At 64.2% G+C, this 16,664-nt stretch carries 18 protein-coding genes and 1 other RNA gene; 14 read left to right on the forward strand and 5 right to left on the reverse strand.

Translation table 11 applies throughout. The features are described 5' to 3' along the window. Window positions 1-29 precede the first annotated feature (29 nt). From NH8B_RS11190 to NH8B_RS11210, 5 genes are all read left to right on the forward strand, one after another. A complete protein-coding gene (locus NH8B_RS11190) occupies window positions 30-4,580 on the forward strand; it encodes an AAA domain-containing protein (RefSeq protein ID WP_014087396.1) in 4,551 nt (1,516 codons plus the stop codon). A 178-nt stretch (window positions 4,581-4,758) separates the two neighbouring features. Continuing rightward, window positions 4,759-5,367, forward strand: coding sequence for an HD domain-containing protein (locus tag NH8B_RS11195; RefSeq protein ID WP_014087397.1), 609 nt, complete (start codon window positions 4,759-4,761; stop codon window positions 5,365-5,367). A 99-nt stretch (window positions 5,368-5,466) separates the two neighbouring features. Beyond that, the gene (locus tag NH8B_RS11200) at window positions 5,467-5,781 is read left to right on the forward strand and encodes a metal-sulfur cluster assembly factor (protein ID WP_008952800.1); all 315 of its coding nucleotides are present in this window, start codon (window positions 5,467-5,469) and stop codon (window positions 5,779-5,781) included. Beyond that, window positions 5,778-6,869 carry a hypothetical protein gene (locus tag NH8B_RS11205; RefSeq protein ID WP_014087398.1) on the forward strand — a complete coding sequence of 364 codons (1,092 nt, stop codon included), beginning with the start codon at window positions 5,778-5,780 and terminating at the stop codon, window positions 6,867-6,869. Before NH8B_RS11200 ends, NH8B_RS11205 begins: the two co-directional genes overlap by 4 nt. Beyond that, window positions 6,866-7,261, forward strand: a complete 396-nt coding sequence (locus NH8B_RS11210; protein ID WP_014087399.1) for a hemerythrin domain-containing protein — start codon at window positions 6,866-6,868, stop codon at window positions 7,259-7,261. The genes NH8B_RS11205 and NH8B_RS11210 overlap by 4 nt, the downstream gene beginning before the upstream one ends. On the opposite strand, the gene bamE is transcribed toward NH8B_RS11210, so the two are convergent. Continuing rightward, entirely contained in the window at window positions 7,258-7,545 is a 288-nt protein-coding gene (gene bamE / locus NH8B_RS11215; protein WP_014087400.1) for an outer membrane protein assembly factor BamE domain-containing protein, read from the reverse strand. The genes NH8B_RS11210 and bamE overlap by 4 nt on opposite strands. A 286-nt stretch (window positions 7,546-7,831) precedes the next feature. Between bamE and NH8B_RS11220 the strand changes: the two genes are divergently transcribed. The 3 genes from NH8B_RS11220 to NH8B_RS11230 all read left to right on the forward strand — a co-directional run bounded on the left by NH8B_RS11220 (window position 7,832) and on the right by NH8B_RS11230 (window position 9,571). Continuing rightward, window positions 7,832-8,035 carry a cold-shock protein gene (locus tag NH8B_RS11220; RefSeq protein ID WP_008952804.1) on the forward strand — a complete coding sequence of 68 codons (204 nt, stop codon included), beginning with the start codon at window positions 7,832-7,834 and terminating at the stop codon, window positions 8,033-8,035. Between the two features lie 109 nt (window positions 8,036-8,144). Further along, on the forward strand, window positions 8,145-8,711 hold the full coding sequence (locus NH8B_RS11225; protein WP_008952805.1) for a DUF1415 domain-containing protein: 567 nt from the start codon (window positions 8,145-8,147) through the stop codon (window positions 8,709-8,711). Between the two features lie 95 nt (window positions 8,712-8,806). Beyond that, window positions 8,807-9,571 carry a hypothetical protein gene (locus NH8B_RS11230; RefSeq protein WP_014087401.1) on the forward strand — a complete coding sequence of 255 codons (765 nt, stop codon included), beginning with the start codon at window positions 8,807-8,809 and terminating at the stop codon, window positions 9,569-9,571. Window positions 9,572-9,646: 75 nt separating this feature from the next. Here NH8B_RS11230 and NH8B_RS11235 read toward each other — a convergent pair whose 3' ends face one another. Next, the gene (locus NH8B_RS11235; RefSeq protein ID WP_008952807.1) at window positions 9,647-9,916 is read right to left on the reverse strand and encodes a hypothetical protein; all 270 of its coding nucleotides are present in this window, start codon (window positions 9,914-9,916) and stop codon (window positions 9,647-9,649) included. Between the two features lie 216 nt (window positions 9,917-10,132). Here NH8B_RS11235 and NH8B_RS11240 point away from each other — a divergent pair, with 216 nt between their 5' ends. From NH8B_RS11240 to NH8B_RS11245, 3 genes are all read left to right on the forward strand, one after another. Next, window positions 10,133-10,996, forward strand: coding sequence for a dienelactone hydrolase family protein (locus tag NH8B_RS11240; protein ID WP_014087402.1), 864 nt, complete (start codon window positions 10,133-10,135; stop codon window positions 10,994-10,996). A gap of 101 nt (window positions 10,997-11,097) precedes the next feature. Beyond that, an RNA gene (gene ffs, locus NH8B_RS20270) (signal recognition particle sRNA small type) lies at window positions 11,098-11,196 on the forward strand. Window positions 11,197-11,440: 244 nt separating this feature from the next. After that, window positions 11,441-11,770 (forward strand): helix-turn-helix domain-containing protein, encoded by a 330-nt coding sequence (locus NH8B_RS11245; protein WP_008952809.1) that lies wholly within the window; start codon window positions 11,441-11,443, stop codon window positions 11,768-11,770. 84 nt (window positions 11,771-11,854) lie between these two features. Here NH8B_RS11245 and NH8B_RS11250 read toward each other — a convergent pair whose 3' ends face one another. Further along, window positions 11,855-12,304 carry a universal stress protein gene (locus NH8B_RS11250; RefSeq protein WP_008952810.1) on the reverse strand — a complete coding sequence of 150 codons (450 nt, stop codon included), beginning with the start codon at window positions 12,302-12,304 and terminating at the stop codon, window positions 11,855-11,857. A gap of 118 nt (window positions 12,305-12,422) precedes the next feature. Between NH8B_RS11250 and NH8B_RS11255 the strand changes: the two genes are divergently transcribed. From NH8B_RS11255 to xerC, 3 genes are all read left to right on the forward strand, one after another. After that, entirely contained in the window at window positions 12,423-12,869 is a 447-nt protein-coding gene (locus NH8B_RS11255) for a thioesterase family protein (protein ID WP_008952811.1), read from the forward strand. Beyond that, window positions 12,866-13,288, forward strand: coding sequence for a hypothetical protein (locus NH8B_RS11260; RefSeq protein WP_008952812.1), 423 nt, complete (start codon window positions 12,866-12,868; stop codon window positions 13,286-13,288). The genes NH8B_RS11255 and NH8B_RS11260 overlap by 4 nt, the downstream gene beginning before the upstream one ends. Before the next feature lie 84 nt (window positions 13,289-13,372). After that, complete coding sequence (xerC, locus tag NH8B_RS11265) at window positions 13,373-14,344, forward strand: tyrosine recombinase XerC (RefSeq protein WP_014087403.1); 972 nt, start codon at window positions 13,373-13,375, stop codon at window positions 14,342-14,344. A 43-nt stretch (window positions 14,345-14,387) separates the two neighbouring features. Here xerC and NH8B_RS11270 read toward each other — a convergent pair whose 3' ends face one another. Continuing rightward, on the reverse strand, window positions 14,388-14,888 hold the full coding sequence (locus NH8B_RS11270) for a CinA family protein (protein ID WP_041702937.1): 501 nt from the start codon (window positions 14,886-14,888) through the stop codon (window positions 14,388-14,390). After that, window positions 14,878-16,527, reverse strand: coding sequence for a glucose-6-phosphate isomerase (pgi, locus tag NH8B_RS11275; protein WP_014087405.1), 1,650 nt, complete (start codon window positions 16,525-16,527; stop codon window positions 14,878-14,880). Before pgi ends, NH8B_RS11270 begins: the two co-directional genes overlap by 11 nt. Window positions 16,528-16,664: the final 137 nt, after the last annotated feature.

Genomic DNA, 16,664 nt, shown 5'->3' on the forward strand with positions numbered 1-16,664 from the left:
CCATTGCATAAATACGCCGCACCCACCCTATGACCGTCCTGCAACGCCTTGCCGCCCTGATCCAGTTTGTCCAGCACACCGCCCGCCTGCACGCAGCTCCGGTCACCGATCTTGCCAAACACGGCGACTTTCTCGCCCTGGAAGCCGAACTGCACCAACTGCCGGGCATCTCGCTGAACCGCGAGGACGACGAGGGAGAGGAAATCTGGCTTGCCGTCGAACGCCTGCAGCCGCTGCCCATGCCCCAGCCGGAAGCCCCCTTGCTGCAATGCTGGCTGGAGCCGTCGGCCACACCCCACAAGGGAGCGATCAAGCCACCCGCCCTGACCCCGGCGATCCCCCTCACGGCGCTGGAAGCATTGGGCTACATCCGCGGCGAACTGGCCGAGCCGGCACGCGACGTGGCGCTGTCCGACTTCTCCGACCGCGCGCGCGTCGAAGCCTTGTTCGAGGCCTACCGCAGCGGCCCGTGGCAGGCCTGGGCCGACGCAGAACAGCACCGCCAGAAGACCATGGCGCTCTATAACCAGCTATTCCGCCTGAAACAGACGCTGGACGGCATGATCGCCGACAACCAGCTGGAGATCGTCTGGGGCAGCGGCGTCGCCGTCTGGCTCAAGGACGGGGTGCGCTTGTGCTACCCGCTGTTGACCCGGCCGGTGGAACTCACGCTGAACTCCGGCACCATGGCGCTGGAACTGCGCCCGCGCGACCTGCCCGCCACCCTCGAAGCGGATGCGCTGAACGCGCTCGATGCGGCCGGTCTGGCCGATTTCGAACGCCAGGCGCGCCAGTGGCTGGAAAACGCCACGCACGAGTATTCGCCGTTCGACAGCGCCAGCTACCAGCCCCTGCTGCAGGCCGCCGCCGCCCACCTCGACCCCGACGCCCGCCTGCTGCCGCGCATCCCGGACACCGCTCCCGCCTCCCTCCCCAGCCCAGACGGCCAACTGCAGCTGGTCGACAGCTGGGCCGTGTTCGCCAGGCCGCGCACCGCCAACCTGCTGGTGCAGGACCTGCAACGCTTCAGCGACACGCTGCCGCCAACGCCCGAGCCCCTTCCCCCGGCGCTGGCCCAACTCCTGAGCGAGCCCTCGAACCAGCATCTCGATCGCCCGCTGCCGGCCTTCCGCGGGCTGTCCGCGGTGAGCGGCAGCAACGACAATGGCACAGCACGCGACCTGTTCTTCCCCAAGCCGTTCAACGACGAGCAGGTGCGCATCGTGCAGATGCTGGAACTGCACGATGGCGTGGTGGTGCAAGGCCCGCCGGGCACCGGCAAGACCCACACCATCGCCAACATCATCTGTCACTACCTGGCCCAGGGCCAGCGCGTGCTGGTGACCTCGATGAAGGAGCCGGCGCTCAAGGTGCTGGAGGAGAAGCTGCCCGACGCCATCCGCCCGCTGGCGATCAGCCTGCTGGCGGGCGAGCGCGACGAAGCCAAGCGCTTCGAGTATTCGGTCAACAAGATCGCCAGCGAAATCCAGTCGCTCGACCGCACCGCGCTGGCGCGCTCGATTGCCGCCCTGGAAGACACCATCGACCGCCTGCACGGCAACCTGCAGCGCGTCGACCGGGAGATCGACCAGTGCGCCGCGCGCAACCTGCAGCCGCTGACGCTGGACGAGGAGCAGATTGACCCGCTGCGCGCCGCCGAGCAGATCGGCGCCCTGTCCGAGCGGCTGGCGACGCTGCCGGACGAACTCACCTCCGAGGAACGCCACCGCCCGCAGTTCGACGACGACGCCATCACCCGGCTGCGCGCGGCACGCCGCGAGCTTGGCGCGGCACTCGCCTACCTGCCGCACGCCCTGCCCGACCCGGCCGAACTCCCCGCCATGGAAACGCTGCACAAGGCGCATCAGGGCTTGCTGCAGGCAGCACACCTACGGCATGCGATCGCCAGCGGCGACGTGCCGGCGCTGGCCGACGGCGCACTAAACCAAGCCGCGGGGTTGGCCGAAGCCCTGCGCGACTTGTCCGCCCGGCAGGTCGAAATCGCCAGCGCCGCGGCGCCGTGGGCGCGCGCCTGTCTCGACCTGCTGCGCCTGCCGGCCTGCGCGGCGATGTTGCGTCTGCTGGAGGAGTGGGACAGCGCCGCCGAGGCGGAACTGGCGCGCCGCCCACAGTTGCTGCAGCGCCCGGTGACGCTGCCGGACGGGCTGGAGCAGGACGCCGAGCTGGTCGAGGCCATCGGCCAGCTCGCCGCCGGCCGCAGCGCCTTCGGCCTGGCCGGGTGGTTCGGCAAGGGGGAAGCCAAGAAGAGGCTGGCGCATGTCGAAGTGTTGGGCCAGCCGGCGCAGACGAGCGCCGACTGGGGCCAGGTCGCGGCCCACCTGCAGCATCGCCAGGCGCTACGCCGCCTGCTGCTGCGCTGGAACGCCATCGCGACCGAGTTCGGCGCCGAAACCCTGGCCAGCACCGACCCGCTGCTGGTGGAGAGGGCGCGCGAGCGCTGCCGGCTGATCCGGCGCATGGCCGAGGCGGTGCAACTGGAAGCCGAGGTGCTGCCGCGCCTGCGCCACAGCCTGCCCGACGCGGCCTGGCCGGAGACCCTGCTGGAGCAGCCGGCACGCCTGCTCGAGGCCCAGCGCATCCTGCTGCACCACCTCAGCTGCCAGCGCCTCGAAGGCGCCGCCACGCTACGCGAACAGTTACTGGCACTGAGCCGCCACAGCGGCGGCCCGTGGGCGGAACAACTGGCCGCCCTGGCCGATCAGCTCGGCACGCCCGAACTCGACGCCGGCACGCTGGCTGAAACATGGCAAGACCTCTGCCGGCAACTGGCCGCGCTGCACGCCCTGCGCCCCGCGCTCGACACCGTCCGCACCGAGGTGCGGCGCATCGCCCAGTCCGGCGCTCCACTCTGGGCGCGCCAGCTCTGCCAGCAGCCCGCCGGCGCCGAGTCCGACCCGTTGCTGCCGCAGGACTGGGCGGCGCTGTGGCAGGCCAAGCGCCTGCGCCACGCGCTGCAGCAACTGGACACCCGCGCCCGCCTCAAAACGTTGGCCGAAGAACGCCGCCAGCTGGAAAAACAGCTGGCGCACAGCTACCAGGAATTGGTCGCCCAACGCACCTGGCTCAAGCTCGCCGACAACGCCACACCCGAGGTGCGCAGCGCACTGGGCCTCTATTCCGCCGCCATCCGGCTGATCGGCAAGGGCACCGGCAAGCGCGCGGTACGCTACCGCCGCGATGCCCGCGCCGCCGCGGCCATGGCCACCCCGGCGATTCCATGCTGGATCATGCCGCACTACCGCATCGCCGAATCGCTGCCGGCCGAGCTGGGCTGCTTCGACCTGGTGATCATCGACGAGGCCTCGCAATCCGACCTCAGCGCCCTGCCCGCGCTGTTGCGCGCCAGGAAGGTGCTGGTGGTGGGCGACGATAAGCAGGTCTCGCCGGAGGGCGTCGGACTGGAAGAAGACAAGGTGTTGACGCTGATGCAGCGCTTCCTCGGCGATCAAGTCGCGCTGTTCCGCCCGCTGATGACGCCGGAGCGTTCGATCTACGACCTGTTCAAGGTCGCCTTCGCCGCCAGCGCAGTGATGCTGAAGGAGCACTTCCGCTCGGTCGGCCCGATCATCGAGTACGCCAAGCGCGAGTTCTACCACCACGAGCTCAAGCCGCTGCGCCTGCCCACCGCGAGCGAGCGGCTCGACCCGCCGCTGATCGACGTGCTGGTGGAAGACGGCCACTGCGGCAACGACAACAGCAACCGCGCCGAAGCCGCGTTCATCGTCGAGGAAATCCGCCGCCTCGCCGCCGACCCGGCCACCGCCGGGCGCTCCATCGGCGTGGTGTCGCTGCTGGGCGACAAGCAGGCGATCAAGGTATGGGAGCTGATCCGCGAGGAGCTGGGCGAGGCGCTGATGGCGCGCCACGACATCGCCTGTGGCGACGCCCGCACCTTCCAGGGCAAGGAGCGCGACATCATGTTCCTCAGCATGGTGGTGTCTGGCAAGCCGCACGCGGTGACGCGCGACAGCTTCGCGCAGCGCTTCAACGTTGCCGCCTCGCGCGCCCGCGACCGCATGTACCTGGTGCGCAGCGTGGAAATCAGCCAGCTGAGCCCGGCCGACGAGCTGCGCCGCAAGCTGATCGAGCACTTCCACACCCCCTATCTGCTCGACCAGCAACAGGTAACCGACCTGCGGACGCTGTGCGAATCGCCATTCGAAACCGAGGTCTACGACGAACTGACCGGGCGCGGCTACAAGGTCACGCCGCAGGTCAAGGTCGGCGGATTCCGCCTCGACCTGGTGGTAGAGGGCGACAACGACGCCCGCCTCGCCATCGAATGCGACGGCGACCGCTACCACGGCGCCGCGCAATGGCCCGACGACATGCGCCGTCAGCGCATCCTGGAGCGCGCCGGCTGGCAGTTCTGGCGCTGCTTCGCCTCCACCTTCGTGCTGAGCCGCGAGGCGGTGCTGCAAGATCTGCTCGCCACCCTGGCCGCGCGCGGCATCACCCCGCTGACCCAGGTGCGACGGGTGGCCAGCCCGCACGTCGAACGGCGCACCTTCCGCGCCAGCCCCAGGTCCAGCCAAGCGGAAGACACCGTCCCGGCCTGACGACAAGGTTGGCCGAAGCCCGACAGACCGGGCTTCGGCCGCTGCGGCCAAAGCATGTCGCCGCATTGAAATCGGCCACCCTGTTCATGACCAGGGATAACACCCCAGCAGGCAACGGTTCAGCCCGCTCCGGAAGCCCTGTATCATCACACCATTCCGACACACCCAAGTACCCGCCATGACCCCGGACTACACCCAGCTGGAACGCCAGATCGCCTTCATCCTGGAAATCGACAAACTCAAGGGCGTGCTGCGCAAGAACAAGCCGATCACCCTGGAGCGCCACGAAAACTCCGCCGAACACAGCTGGCAGGTCGCGCTCTTAGCCATGGCGCTGCAGCCGCACGCCGATGAGCCGCTCGACATCGACAAGGTCATCCGGCTCTTGCTGGTGCATGACATCGGCGAAGTCGACACCGGCGACACCATCGTCTACGCCGAAGGCGGCGAGGCCGAGCGCAAGGCCGCCGAACTGACCGCCGCGAAGCGCATCTTCGGCCTGCTGCCGCCGGACCAGGCCCTCGAGATGCTGGCGCTGTGGCAGGAATTCGAAGCCAACCAGACCGCCGAAGCGCGTTTCGCCAATGCCATGGACCGGCTGATGCCGATGCTGCTCAACCTCAACCGCGAAGGGCAAAGCTGGCGCGAAAACGGCATCCGCAAGGAGCAGGTCATGGCCAAGGCCGTCAGCAAGGTGCAGGCCGGTTGCCGGCTGGTCGGCGACTGGGTGGCAGCTCAGGTCGATGCCGCCGCCGAGAAAGGCTACTTCGGTCCGACACGGGACTGACCCACCCCGGCAGGACGGAAAAACTTGAGCGCGCTCATGGAAAACTCGCAGCACCAGGGACTACGCTCCATAGCATGAACCACCCCACTGGAGAGCATCATGTCCCTGCCTGACGACACCGCCGTGCTGAACGCGCTGAGCGAGGTGATCGACCCCGAGATGGGGGTCAACATCGTCGACCTCGGGCTGATCTACGGCATCGAACGCACCGAGCGCGGCCTGACGGTACGCATGACCATGACCTCGCCGGCCTGCCCGATGGGCGCCATCATCGAAGAAGACGTCCTGGCCGAACTGCACCACCTCGTACCGGGCGCCGAGCTTGCCGTGGAACTCGTGTGGGAACCCGCCTGGACGCCAGAGCGGATGAGTGACAAGGCGCGCTACATCCTCGGCTGGGAGGGCACCGCGTGAGCATTGCAGCCAGTCCGCGCCCGGTCTGGCTATTGTTGCTGGTGCCGGTACTGCTGGCCGCGGCCCTGCTGGGAGGGCTGGCGCGCGTGGGCATGATGCTGCCCGCCCTGCCGGCGGAAGCCCCCCTGTTTCACGGCCCCCTGATGGTATCCGGGGTATTCGGCGCCCTGATTTCACTGGAACGAGCCGTCGCCCTGCGCCGACGCTGGGCCCTGCTCGCCCCGCTCTGCGCCTTCTGCTCCGGCGGCCTCTTGCTGCTGGGTGGGCCGTGGTGGCTCGCCGCGGCCGGCTTTGCACTCGCCAGCGCCGGACTGCTGGCGGCCTCGTTTGTCATCTGGCGCATCCAGCCGGCCGACTTCACCCGCCTCCTGGCCGTCGCCGCCCTGCTCTGGCTGGTGGGCAACCTGGCCTGGCTGGCCGGGTGGCCTGTGTGGGACGTCGTCGGCTGGTGGCAGGGCTTCCTGCTGCTGACCATCGTCGCTGAACGGCTGGAACTGTCGCGCCTGCTGCGCCGCCCGCCCCATGCCGCCCCGTTGCTGAACGGACTGCTGATCCTGTGGCTGCTGGGCATGCTGGCCAACGCCCTGACGCCACGCCTCCCCGGCTTGCCGCTGGTCGGGCTGAGCCTGGTCGGCATGGCCGCCTGGCTGGCCCGCTACGACCTGGCGCGACGCACCGTGCGCCAGCAGGGCCTGCCGCGCTACATCGCCGCCAGCCTGCTGGCGGGCTACGTCTGGCTTGCCGTCAGCGGGCTGCTCCTGCTGGGCGGCCAGGTGCTGCAACCCGGCCCCGGCTACGACGCTGTGCTTCACACCCTGTTCGTCGGTTTCGTGTTTTCCATGGTGTTCGGCCATGCCCCGGTCATCCTGCCGGCACTAACCGGCTGGCGCGTGCCCTACCGCCCCCTGCTGTACCTGCCGTTGGCACTGCTGCACGGCTCGCTGCTGCTGCGCCTCGCCGGCGACCTGCTGGGCCGCTTCGAGTGGCGTCAGACCGGCAGCCTGCTCAACGGCATCACCCTGCTGCTATTCCTTGCCCTGATGATCGGACTGGTCCGTCTCGGCAAAACCGCAAAGAGGCCTGCATGAAACGCCACCCCGCGCTGGTCCCGCTCTCGCACGAGCATCACCACAACCTGTCCTTTGCCCAGCGCCTGCGCCGGGCCTGTTCCGACGCCGATGCCGCCGGATGCGAGGCGCTGCTAGAAAACTTCCGCCAGCACTACGCCGCACCGCTGGAACAGCATTTCCAGCTCGAAGAAACCTGGCTGCGACCCCACCTGGACGAAGCAACGAGCGCGCGCCTGCTGGCCGAGCACCAGGAGTTGCGCGCACTGGCCGCGGCGCCTGCGACCAACCCTGCCAGGCTAGCCGAAGCACTGATCTCACACGTGCGCTTCGAAGAACGCGAGCTGTTTCCGTGGCTGGAACAGCACCTGCCTCCCGAACTGCTGGCCGAGCTGCAAGAGAAACTGGGCTAGTACGCCGACGTCGTGGCCGCCGTATCGATTTGTTTGCTGACGACCTTGTCGTTGACGAAGCGCACCGTAATCACGGTCTTGCCGTGACGCCAGGTCGCCGTCCCGCCGGAGAAACCCAACAGGCTGGCACTGCTAACGTCGGCAGGCTCCCCCAGTAACTCGGCCACCTGCTGCCGGGTCATATCCTCCTGAATTTTCTCGAAATTGGCCGGCGTCACCTTGCTGCAGGCAACCAGGAACAAAGCAAGAAGCGTTACAGCAAACAGCTTCCACAGGGCTTTCATAAATCATCCTCGAGGGCTGGACGGAAGGGCCACAGCATAACAAAAGGCAGCCGCGCCGCCAGCCCAGTGCGGGCGCAGCCGGATGGCCGTGTACAGCAACTATTTTCCGATAGCACACAGAAATCGCTTGCCTTGCGCGACAACTCGGTGCACTATCCTCCACGCAAGATTTTCAAGTCGTAGATGTGTAGTTGTCGTCGTGGCCTAAGTCCGTACCTCAGTTCGCCATTTCCCTTGATTTTCATGCACTTAGTTCATATTGTTATTTTTATAGATGGGAAATACCATGGCAACTGGTACCGTTAAGTGGTTCAATGACTCCAAAGGCTTCGGCTTCATCACCCCGGACGAAGGCGGCGACGATATCTTCGCTCACTTCTCCCAGATCAAAGCCAATGGCTTCAAGACCCTGGCCGAAAACCAGCGTGTAAGCTTCGACGTGACCATGGGTCCGAAGGGCAAGCAAGCCTCGAACATTCAGCCGCTGTAATTCTTACTGCGACTAAGCGTTCCAGAAAAAACCCGGACTGGTTCCGGGTTTTTTCATGCCCGTCTACAATGAAATCCCACCAACGACACCACCCTCACCGGACCGCGACATGACTACTCCCAGCGACAACGACATCATCACCGCCACCCGCCAATGGGTGGAAAAAGCCGTCATCGACCTCAACCTGTGTCCGTTTGCCAAGTCCGTATACGTCAAGAACCAGGTACGCTTCGTGGTGAGCCATGCCCCCCACATCGACGCCCTGCTGGAAGAACTCGAGCGTGAACTGCAACTACTCGACGAGACCTCCCCGGAAGAGATCGACACCACCCTGCTGATCCACCCCGACACGCTCACCGACTTCCTGGATTACAACGACTTTCTCGATCTCGCCGACAACGTCGTCGAAGAACTGGGTTACGCCGGCACCCTGCAGGTGGCTAGCTTCCACCCGGACTACCAGTTCGAAGGCACCGACAAGGACGACATCGAGAACTTCACCAACCGCTCCCCCTACCCCACGCTGCACCTGCTGCGCGAGAGCAGCATCGATCGTGCCGTCGAGGCATTCCCCGAGGCCGACGCCATCTACGAAAAAAATATCGCGACGATGAAGGAACTCGGGCACGAAGGCTGGGCCGCCCTGGGTCTCCACCCCCGCGCCAAACAACACTAAACCTCGGGACAGGGAAATGACGCCGCCGCGCTCGCTTGCTGCGGCTCGTGGCGGCATGCTACATACGGCAACACCGTTACAGCCGCAGATTCCCCATGCCCCATCTCCCGCAACCCCTCTCCCGCCTGCTCCCGCTGTGCCTCTGCAGCCTGCTGCTGGCCTGCTCCTCGCCGCCCGGAAAGAAGCCGGTTGGCAGCGATGGCTTCAGCGTGGAGCAACTCGGGCAAAGCGATGGTAACCGCGTCGCCAACCTCACCATGCGTGACAACCTCGACAGCCTGAGTCTGCTGCTCGACAAACTATACAAGCGCAATCCATCCAGTTGGCGCGCTGGCGGCGCGGGTAGTCGCGACGAAGCTCATCGGCAAATCATGGAAGCCATTCGCCGCAACCAACCCCTCCCAGCTCTGGGCAAGGTGCGCTCGGTGGCCGCCCTCACCACGGCATTCGATCCACACTTCAAGGGCGACCGCGCCGGCACTCTGATCTACGGACTGGGAAGCATGCTGCTCGACTGTTACGACGGCAAGACCGAGCACTACCTGCTGGACGGTCTCGACGCCGGCAAGCTCGCCAATGCCTCCTACAATGTCGAAGTGGCGGCCTGGCTGCTATCCAACCGCAAAGGTGACGACGGCAAAGCCATGCTGCGAGCCAACGAACTCAGCGATAGCGAACAGAACCTCAGCTTCGAACGTGAATTCGGCAAGATCGTCGGCCGACTCGACCTGCTGGCCGCCTTCTCCGACGAAAAGTATCGCCGCGCCGCCATCAACTACAGCCAAGCCTTGCTCGGCGCCCCCTTGCTACAGTTCCTACCACTCGATGCAGCCGCCGCCACGGCGGCCACACGCCCCTGACTGCCATTGCCACGGCCACACCAAAAGCAAAACGGCACATAATGTGCCGTTTTGCTTGCCATCGTCCGCTCCAACTCAGGCGGACAAGCCCTTCTTCAACAGTTCTACGGCCAGATCGCTCATGGCAAGCTGGCGCTCTTGAGCCAACGCCTGCAACTCCTTGACCAGATCTCCCGGCAGCTTCACCGCGAAAGGCACCAGGCCCTGAGCCTGATCGAGCTTGCGACGTTCCTTCTTATCCAGCACTTCGCCCGCCTGCTGGCTGTAGCGGGCAGGCACGCCGGCCTGAGCCATCTTGCCGTTGATCTTCAGCCCCTTGTTCTTTTCCAGATCCGTTCTTTTCATGTGCACTCTGCCTTGTCATCATCTTTCAGTAATGCGTGCCATTCTACACCCCGCCCCGACACTCGGCCCCACCTTTGTCAGCCAGCATCGAACGGCACTACATCACGATGCGGCCGAGCTTTCCCTGGTCAGCACGCCGCCGGAGCAAGCCCCGCCACCCCAGCTAGTTTGCAAAGCTGGATTGATCTAGCATGGATTACCCCCTGGAGAGTTACCATGCCCACACCGTCAAACCTCCCGCCCCACCCTGATGACGAGCGCCGACACTTCTTGCAACTGGCCCTGGGCGCCGGTTTCGCACTAGCAGTCAGCCCGGCCTCGGCCACCGTCATCACTACCGACAGCCAGAACCTGAGCACAGGCCCGGTCGGCGTGCCGGCCAACGGTGAAATCCTCCCCGCCTACATGGCCCGCCCCGCCAACGCAAAAGGAACGCTACCCGTCGTCCTGGTGGTACAGGAGATTTTCGGCGTTCACGAACACATTCAAGACCTCTGCCGGCGACTGGCCAAAGCCGGTTACCTCGCCATCGCCCCTGAACTCTATTTCCGCCAGGGTAATCCTCGGGAATACCCCTCGACCGAAGAACTCCTGGCCAAACTGGTCGGCAAGGTCTCTGACCAGCAGGTGCTGCAGGACCTGGATGCCACGCTCGCCTGGACGCGCAACCATGGCGGAGATAGCGAGCGCACAGCCATCACCGGCTTCTGCTGGGGCGGCCGTATCGTCTGGCTGTACGCCGCCCATACCGACGCCATCAAGGCTGCAGCGGCCTGGTATGGAAAACTGACTGCCAGCAGCAGCGCCATGACCCCCAGGCACCCACTGGACCTGGCGGATCAATTGAAGGCGCCTGTTCTGGGGCTCTATGGCGGGCTCGACAGCGGCATCTCCCTCGACACCGTCAAGGCCATGCAGGACAAGCTGGCCAAAGCAGGCAGCCCCTCCCGCCTGATCGTCTACCCCGACGCTGGCCACGGCTTCAATGCCGATTACCGACCAAGCTACAATGCAGCCGCCGCACACGACGGTTGGGCCAAAATGCTGGCCTGGTTTGCCGATCACGGCGTCAAACCATGAAACCCGCCGTGCAATTTGCTGGGAAAGCAAAAATACCCTGAAAGCCCGCAATAATCGCTTGGCAAACCCATGTTAAAGGGATATAATTTTTAACTCTCAATGGCGGGCCTCCCCGCATTGCACAATAGCGAACCTGGTCAGGTCCGGAAGGAAGCAGCCACAGTTATTCAGTGCAAGTGCCGGGGGTCGGGCTCGCCACCCCTCCCTTCTTTTGTTGTGCACAGCCCAGCCCGTCAGCGCCGGACGATTCCCTGCACCCGTCGATCCAGCAACCTGCCCTGCGGCTTGAAACATAAGAAATATGGAATATTCCATGAGCGATGACGGGAACTATTTTTTTTTGTACGCTCTAATATTCCTAATGGATTTTTTCTGCTATTTTTTATATAGCAGTACCCAATAAAAACACTTATCAAGACCGGTTACCAATTTACGAGGCTTACCATGAAACTGTTTGAGAAGATCACCAACCCCCGCGAGATCCGGCGAAAGCTCGGCCTGAACCAGCAGGAATTCTGGAGCCGTATCGGCGTCACCCAATCCGGCGGCTCCCGCTATGAAAGCGGCCGCAATATGCCCAAACCGGTGCGCGAACTGCTTCGCCTGGTTCATGTTGAGCAAGTCGATCTGGCCCGGGTACGCCGTGAGGATTTCGAGATCGTCGAATACCTCAAAGAGACCCACCCGGACCTCTACAAGAGCCTGCGCAAAGCCGTGCGTGCCAAACTGGACGCCACGGAAGGCTCCTCGTCGTCGGAATCGGTTGCTAGCTGATCATCGCCAGCACCATCCCATGACATCTCCCCGGTGAACCCCACCGGGGAGATGGTGATGCGCAACTCCGACCTCAGCCCCGGGTCAGTCGCCGACGTTACGCACCAGCAAGACCGGGACTTCGACCTGCTTTAGCACGCCCTCTGCCACACTCCCCATCAGCAGATGCATCAGGCCGCTCCAGCCGTGCGTCCCCATGACCACCAAGTCCGCCTGCCAGTTCTGCAAGTCTTCAATCAATACCGACGCAATCTTGTCGCCCCAGCTCTCGAGAATCTTGCCCTCGACCTGAACACCCATGGCCTGCGCCTTGGCTTCAGCCTGAGACAGCACCTTCTCGCCGGCCTGCTTGATCGAAGCCTGTAGTTCGGAAGCATCGAGAAACTCCGTCCCCCCCCATCCAAACTGCGCCAGGTCGACAACATGCGCGAGGCACACCTTGGCACCGACTTCTTTTGCGAGCTTGCAAGCCTCAGCCAAGGCCAGGTTGGAAGTTTCGCTATCATCCACCGGTACGTAAATTCGCTGATACATGACATGCTCCTTATCTGATAACCCCTGACTACCACACCGTACCAAATCCGCCACGTTTCATTGTTGATGCAGGTTAAGGACGTGAGTAGACTCTGCCGTATTTGAAGCAGAATCGATCATGGCCCGTATCCAGATTCCCCTGCCGGAGACATTCGTCTTCGAAACAGCCCTCGATATCAGGATAGGTGATATCAACTACGGGGGACATCTCGCCAACGACGCCATACTGCGGCTGGCCCACGAAGCGCGGCTGCGGTTCTTCAAGGCCTACGGTTATACCGAGCTCGATGTAGAGGGGCATGGCATCATCATGACGGATGCCGCTATCGTCTACAAGGCAGAGGTCTTTCATGGCGAAAACCTGATCTTTCGTCTAGGACTGACCGATCCCAACAAATACGGTTTCGATCTGGTTTATCAGGCAAGCCATGACAAGACCGGGCAAGAAGTGGCAAGATTGAAGACCGGAATCGTCTTCTTCGATTACGGCAAGCGGAAAATCGCGCCCATGCCCGACATGTTTATGACGCGCTTTCCGCGAGAACAACAAGGAGGAATGGCATGATGAGACCCTACCCCCCCAACAGTGCCGAAGCCATTGCCCGCTTGCTGGCCATGTTCCTGGTCACCGACGGCGAGATGGATCACCACGAAATCGAAGCACTGGAGGAGTTGAACGCCTACGAGGTGCTAGGCCTTGGCCGCAAGCAATTCATGGACGTGCTGATCAGCTACTGCGACGACATCTCGGACGAAGCCGATGAGCAGGATGGCACGATCCATCTCATCGACAAGCAGCGCATCGACAATCTGCTGACCGATGTCACCGACCGCAGCCGGCGCATTCTCGCCTGCGCCCTGGCCATCGACGTCACCAAGTCCGACGGACAGATCAGCGATCCGGAGATGGCCCTACTGCGCTACATGATGGACTCGTGGGAAATCACGCTCGAGGATATCGAGAACGAATTCGTCAGGCAGTAAGGTTCGCCGAGCCCCACCCCAGAGCCGCCCCTTATCTCGCCGGGCGGCTTTTTACTTTGTCCTGACTTCAGAGAACGTTGCATCATGAGCACAGGCCCGCAGGACACGCCCGACCCAAGCCCCGACCACAGCGTTCCCTCGTCCACGAGCTGGGAGCAGCGGATCGCCGGCTACGACCAGACGCTGCAGCTTGCCGGCAAGAGCCCGCACACGCGCAGCGCCTACCGCCGCGACCTGCAGGCGCTGGCCGCACTGCAAGGGGCGCAGGATCCTGCCACTCTCACCGCACAGCAGATCCGCCTCGCCGTGGCACGGCTCCACGCCAAGGGGCACATTGGCTGCAGCCTGGCGCGCATGCTGTCCGCCTGGCGCGGATTCTTCGACTGGCTGATCGAACAGGAAAAACTCCCAGTCAACCCCTGCCACGGAATCCGGCCACCCAAAAGCCCGAAGACGCTCCCCAAGGCCCTGCCCGTCGACGCCACCAGCGCCCTGCTCGACGCCCCGATCGACCCTGAGGATGACCTAACCCTCCGCGATCAGGCCATGTTCGAGCTGCTCTACTCATGCGGCTTGCGCCTGTCGGAGCTGACCGGGCTCGACCTTGCCGATCTCGATCTGGGCGAGGGCCTGCTCACCGCCCACGGCAAGGGCAACAAGACACGCATCTTGCCGATCGGCCGCCAAGCCCGGCAGGCGCTGGAACAATGGCTGGCAATCCGCCCCTCCCAGCCGGGCGAAGGCGCGGTATTCACCGGCAAGAGCGGGCGGCGGCTGTCCGGACGACAGGTGGAGAAACGGCTGGAACAGTGGGCGCAGCGCCACGGCAGCGACCGCCATGTCCACCCCCACATGCTGCGCCATTCTTTTGCCAGCCATCTACTGCAGTCTTCAGGCGATCTGCGCGCGGTCCAGGAGCTGCTGGGCCACGCCAACCTGTCCACCACGCAGATTTACACCAGCCTCGATTTCCAGCACCTGGCCAAGGTCTACGATGCCACCCACCCACGCGCCAAGCTAGACGAGAGCCCCCCTCACACCGACGACAAGGCATAAAAAACGCCGGACGAACCGGCGTTGCGGCCTCTCGAAGCAATCGTCAGGCGGACAGCGGCTGACGATCGATCAGCTGCATCAGACGGGACAGCGCCGTTTCCACCGTCTGCCGGCGAACCTCGAGCCGATCGCCGGAAAAATGGCAGACGAAAGCCTCGGCTGCACCCTGACGGCCAGCCAGGGCAAACCAAACCGTCCCCACTGGCTTCGCCGCCGAGCCGCCCGCCGGACCGGCAATACCCGACACGGCCACCGCCCAGTCGGCCCCGGAGTGCAGCAGCGCCCCGGCCGCCATTTCCCGCACGGTCCGCTCACTGACCGCGCCGTCTTCGGCCAACGTTTCGGCGCGCACGCCGAGCATCTGCCGTTTGGCCTCGTTGCTATAGGTGACAAAGCCATAACCGAACCAGGCCGAGCTGCCTGCGATATCGGTCACGGCCCCGGCTATCCGGCCGGCCGTGCAAGACTCGGCCAGCGTCAGGCACTCCCCTCGATCCAACAGCAGTTCGCCCAGTTGGCGAGCCAATTCCATCTCAGCACTCATGACGACTCCGGAAATGGGCAATCAGCCCGTTGGTGGAACTGTCGTGCGCCAGCGCGCCTTCGGACGAGAGCTCCGGCAGGATGCGCTGCGCCAGTTGCTTACCGTACTCAACGCCCCATTGGTCGAAGGAATTGATTCCCCAGATCACACCCTGTACGAACACCTTGTGTTCGTACAAGGCCATCAGCATGCCGAGCGCGTGCGGAGTCAGCTTGTCGAGAGCGAGCGTGTTGGAGGGCTGATTGCCAGGAAACAGCTTCTGCGGCAGCAGCATGTCGAGCCGGTCACCCGGCAGGTCGGACAACTCCGCCATCACTTCGGCCTCGGCCTTACCGCGCATCAGCGCCTCGGTCTGCGCCAGGCAGTTGGCCACCAGCACGGCATGCTGGTGGTCGACCCGGTAGTGGCTGTTCATCGGGATGATGAAATCACACGGCACCAGGCGGGTGCCCTGATGCAGCAACTGGAAGAAAGCATGCTGGCTGTTCACGCCCTCCTCACCCCAGATCACCGGCCCGGTCTTGAAGTCGAGCCGCTCCCCGAAGCGCCCGACACGCTTGCCATTGGACTCCATGTCCAGTTGCTGGATGTGGGCAGGCAGGCGGCGTAGACCATGGTCGTACGGCATGATGGCGTGGGTATGGGCACCGTAGAAGGTGTTGTACCAGACGCCGATCAGCGCCAGGATCACCGGCATGTTGCGCTCGAACGGAGCGCTGAAAAAATGCCGGTCCATGGCGTGGCCGCCAGCCAGAAACTCGCTGAAGCACTCGAAACCGACCGCCAGCATCACCGGCAGACCGATGGCAGACCACACCGAGTAGCGTCCCCCCACCCAATCCCAGAACCCGAACATATTCTCCGGGTCGATGCCGAACGCCTTGACGGCGCCGGCGTTGGTCGACACCGCGACGAAATGGCGTGCTATATCCGCTTCCGTCGCCGCCTGCAGGAACCACTGTCGGGCCGCCTGGGCATTGAGCAAGGTTTCCGGGGTGGTGAACGACTTCGATGCCACGATGAACAGGGTGGTACGCGGGTCGAGCTTCTCCAGGGTGCGGGCGATATGCTGACCGTCTACGTTGGAGACGAAATGCACCGCCAGCCCCGGATGCGCATACGGGCCCAGCGCTTCGGCCACCACCAGCGGCCCGAGATCAGAACCGCCAATCCCCAGATTGACCACGTCGGTCACCGGCAAGCCGGTATAACCGCGCCATTCGCCGGCGCGCACCCGTTCGCTGAACGCGCGCAGACGTTGCAACACGGCGTGCACCTGCGGCACCAGGTCGACACCGTCCACTTCCAGCGCCGCATCAGCCGGAAGGCGCAGCGCGGTATGCAGCACCGCGCGATCCTCGCTCACATTGATGCGCTCGCCACAGCGCATCGACTCCATCCAGCCCCGCAGGTTCACCGTTTCGGCCAGCTCGAACAGCAGTTCGAAAGTCCGTTCGGTCATGCGGTTCTTGGAGTAATCCAGCAAGAGGCCGTCGACTTCCAGTGAAAAGCGGCCGAATCGCTGCGGATCCAGCTGAAACAGTTCGCGCATGTGCATGTGGCGCGTGGCGCGCTGGTGCTGATGCAGCTTGGCCCAGACCGGTGAACCGTTGATGTCGTGACGACGGTAGTCCAGCATCGAAAATCCAGTTGATGACGGGAAGACAGCCCGCCGGGAAAGGCGGGCCGGAAAACCAGCCGGCGAAAGAAATCATCGGGGATTCCCTGCGGCCATCGCCGCACCCTCAGGCCGGGCCAGGCAGCACCGCCGTACCC

The organism is Pseudogulbenkiania sp. NH8B (genome assembly GCF_000283535.1).
Classification (GTDB): domain Bacteria; phylum Pseudomonadota; class Gammaproteobacteria; order Burkholderiales; family Chromobacteriaceae; genus Pseudogulbenkiania; species Pseudogulbenkiania ferrooxidans.

Bases quoted from the DNA above. Each gene is read 5' to 3' on its own strand.
- NH8B_RS11210 (WP_014087399.1), top strand. From the start codon at position 6,866: ATGAAACGCCACCCCGCGCTGGTCCCGCTCTCGCACGAGCATCACCAC.
- NH8B_RS11245 (WP_008952809.1), top strand. From the start codon at position 11,441: ATGAAACTGTTTGAGAAGATCACCAACCCCCGCGAGATCCGGCGAAAG.
- NH8B_RS11260 (WP_008952812.1), top strand. From the start codon at position 12,866: ATGATGAGACCCTACCCCCCCAACAGTGCCGAAGCCATTGCCCGCTTG.
- NH8B_RS11220 (WP_008952804.1), top strand. From the start codon at position 7,832: ATGGCAACTGGTACCGTTAAGTGGTTCAATGACTCCAAAGGCTTCGGC.
- bamE (WP_014087400.1), bottom strand. From the start codon at position 7,545: ATGAAAGCCCTGTGGAAGCTGTTTGCTGTAACGCTTCTTGCTTTGTTC.
- NH8B_RS11230 (WP_014087401.1), top strand. From the start codon at position 8,807: ATGCCCCATCTCCCGCAACCCCTCTCCCGCCTGCTCCCGCTGTGCCTC.
- xerC (WP_014087403.1), top strand. From the start codon at position 13,373: ATGAGCACAGGCCCGCAGGACACGCCCGACCCAAGCCCCGACCACAGC.
- NH8B_RS11270 (WP_041702937.1), bottom strand. From the start codon at position 14,888: ATGAGTGCTGAGATGGAATTGGCTCGCCAACTGGGCGAACTGCTGTTG.
- NH8B_RS11190 (WP_014087396.1), top strand. From the start codon at position 30: ATGACCGTCCTGCAACGCCTTGCCGCCCTGATCCAGTTTGTCCAGCAC.
- NH8B_RS11200 (WP_008952800.1), top strand. From the start codon at position 5,467: ATGTCCCTGCCTGACGACACCGCCGTGCTGAACGCGCTGAGCGAGGTG.
- NH8B_RS11250 (WP_008952810.1), bottom strand. From the start codon at position 12,304: ATGTATCAGCGAATTTACGTACCGGTGGATGATAGCGAAACTTCCAAC.
- pgi (WP_014087405.1), bottom strand. From the start codon at position 16,527: ATGCTGGACTACCGTCGTCACGACATCAACGGTTCACCGGTCTGGGCC.
- NH8B_RS11195 (WP_014087397.1), top strand. From the start codon at position 4,759: ATGACCCCGGACTACACCCAGCTGGAACGCCAGATCGCCTTCATCCTG.
- NH8B_RS11235 (WP_008952807.1), bottom strand. From the start codon at position 9,916: ATGAAAAGAACGGATCTGGAAAAGAACAAGGGGCTGAAGATCAACGGC.
- NH8B_RS11240 (WP_014087402.1), top strand. From the start codon at position 10,133: ATGCCCACACCGTCAAACCTCCCGCCCCACCCTGATGACGAGCGCCGA.
- NH8B_RS11255 (WP_008952811.1), top strand. From the start codon at position 12,423: ATGGCCCGTATCCAGATTCCCCTGCCGGAGACATTCGTCTTCGAAACA.
- NH8B_RS11225 (WP_008952805.1), top strand. From the start codon at position 8,145: ATGACTACTCCCAGCGACAACGACATCATCACCGCCACCCGCCAATGG.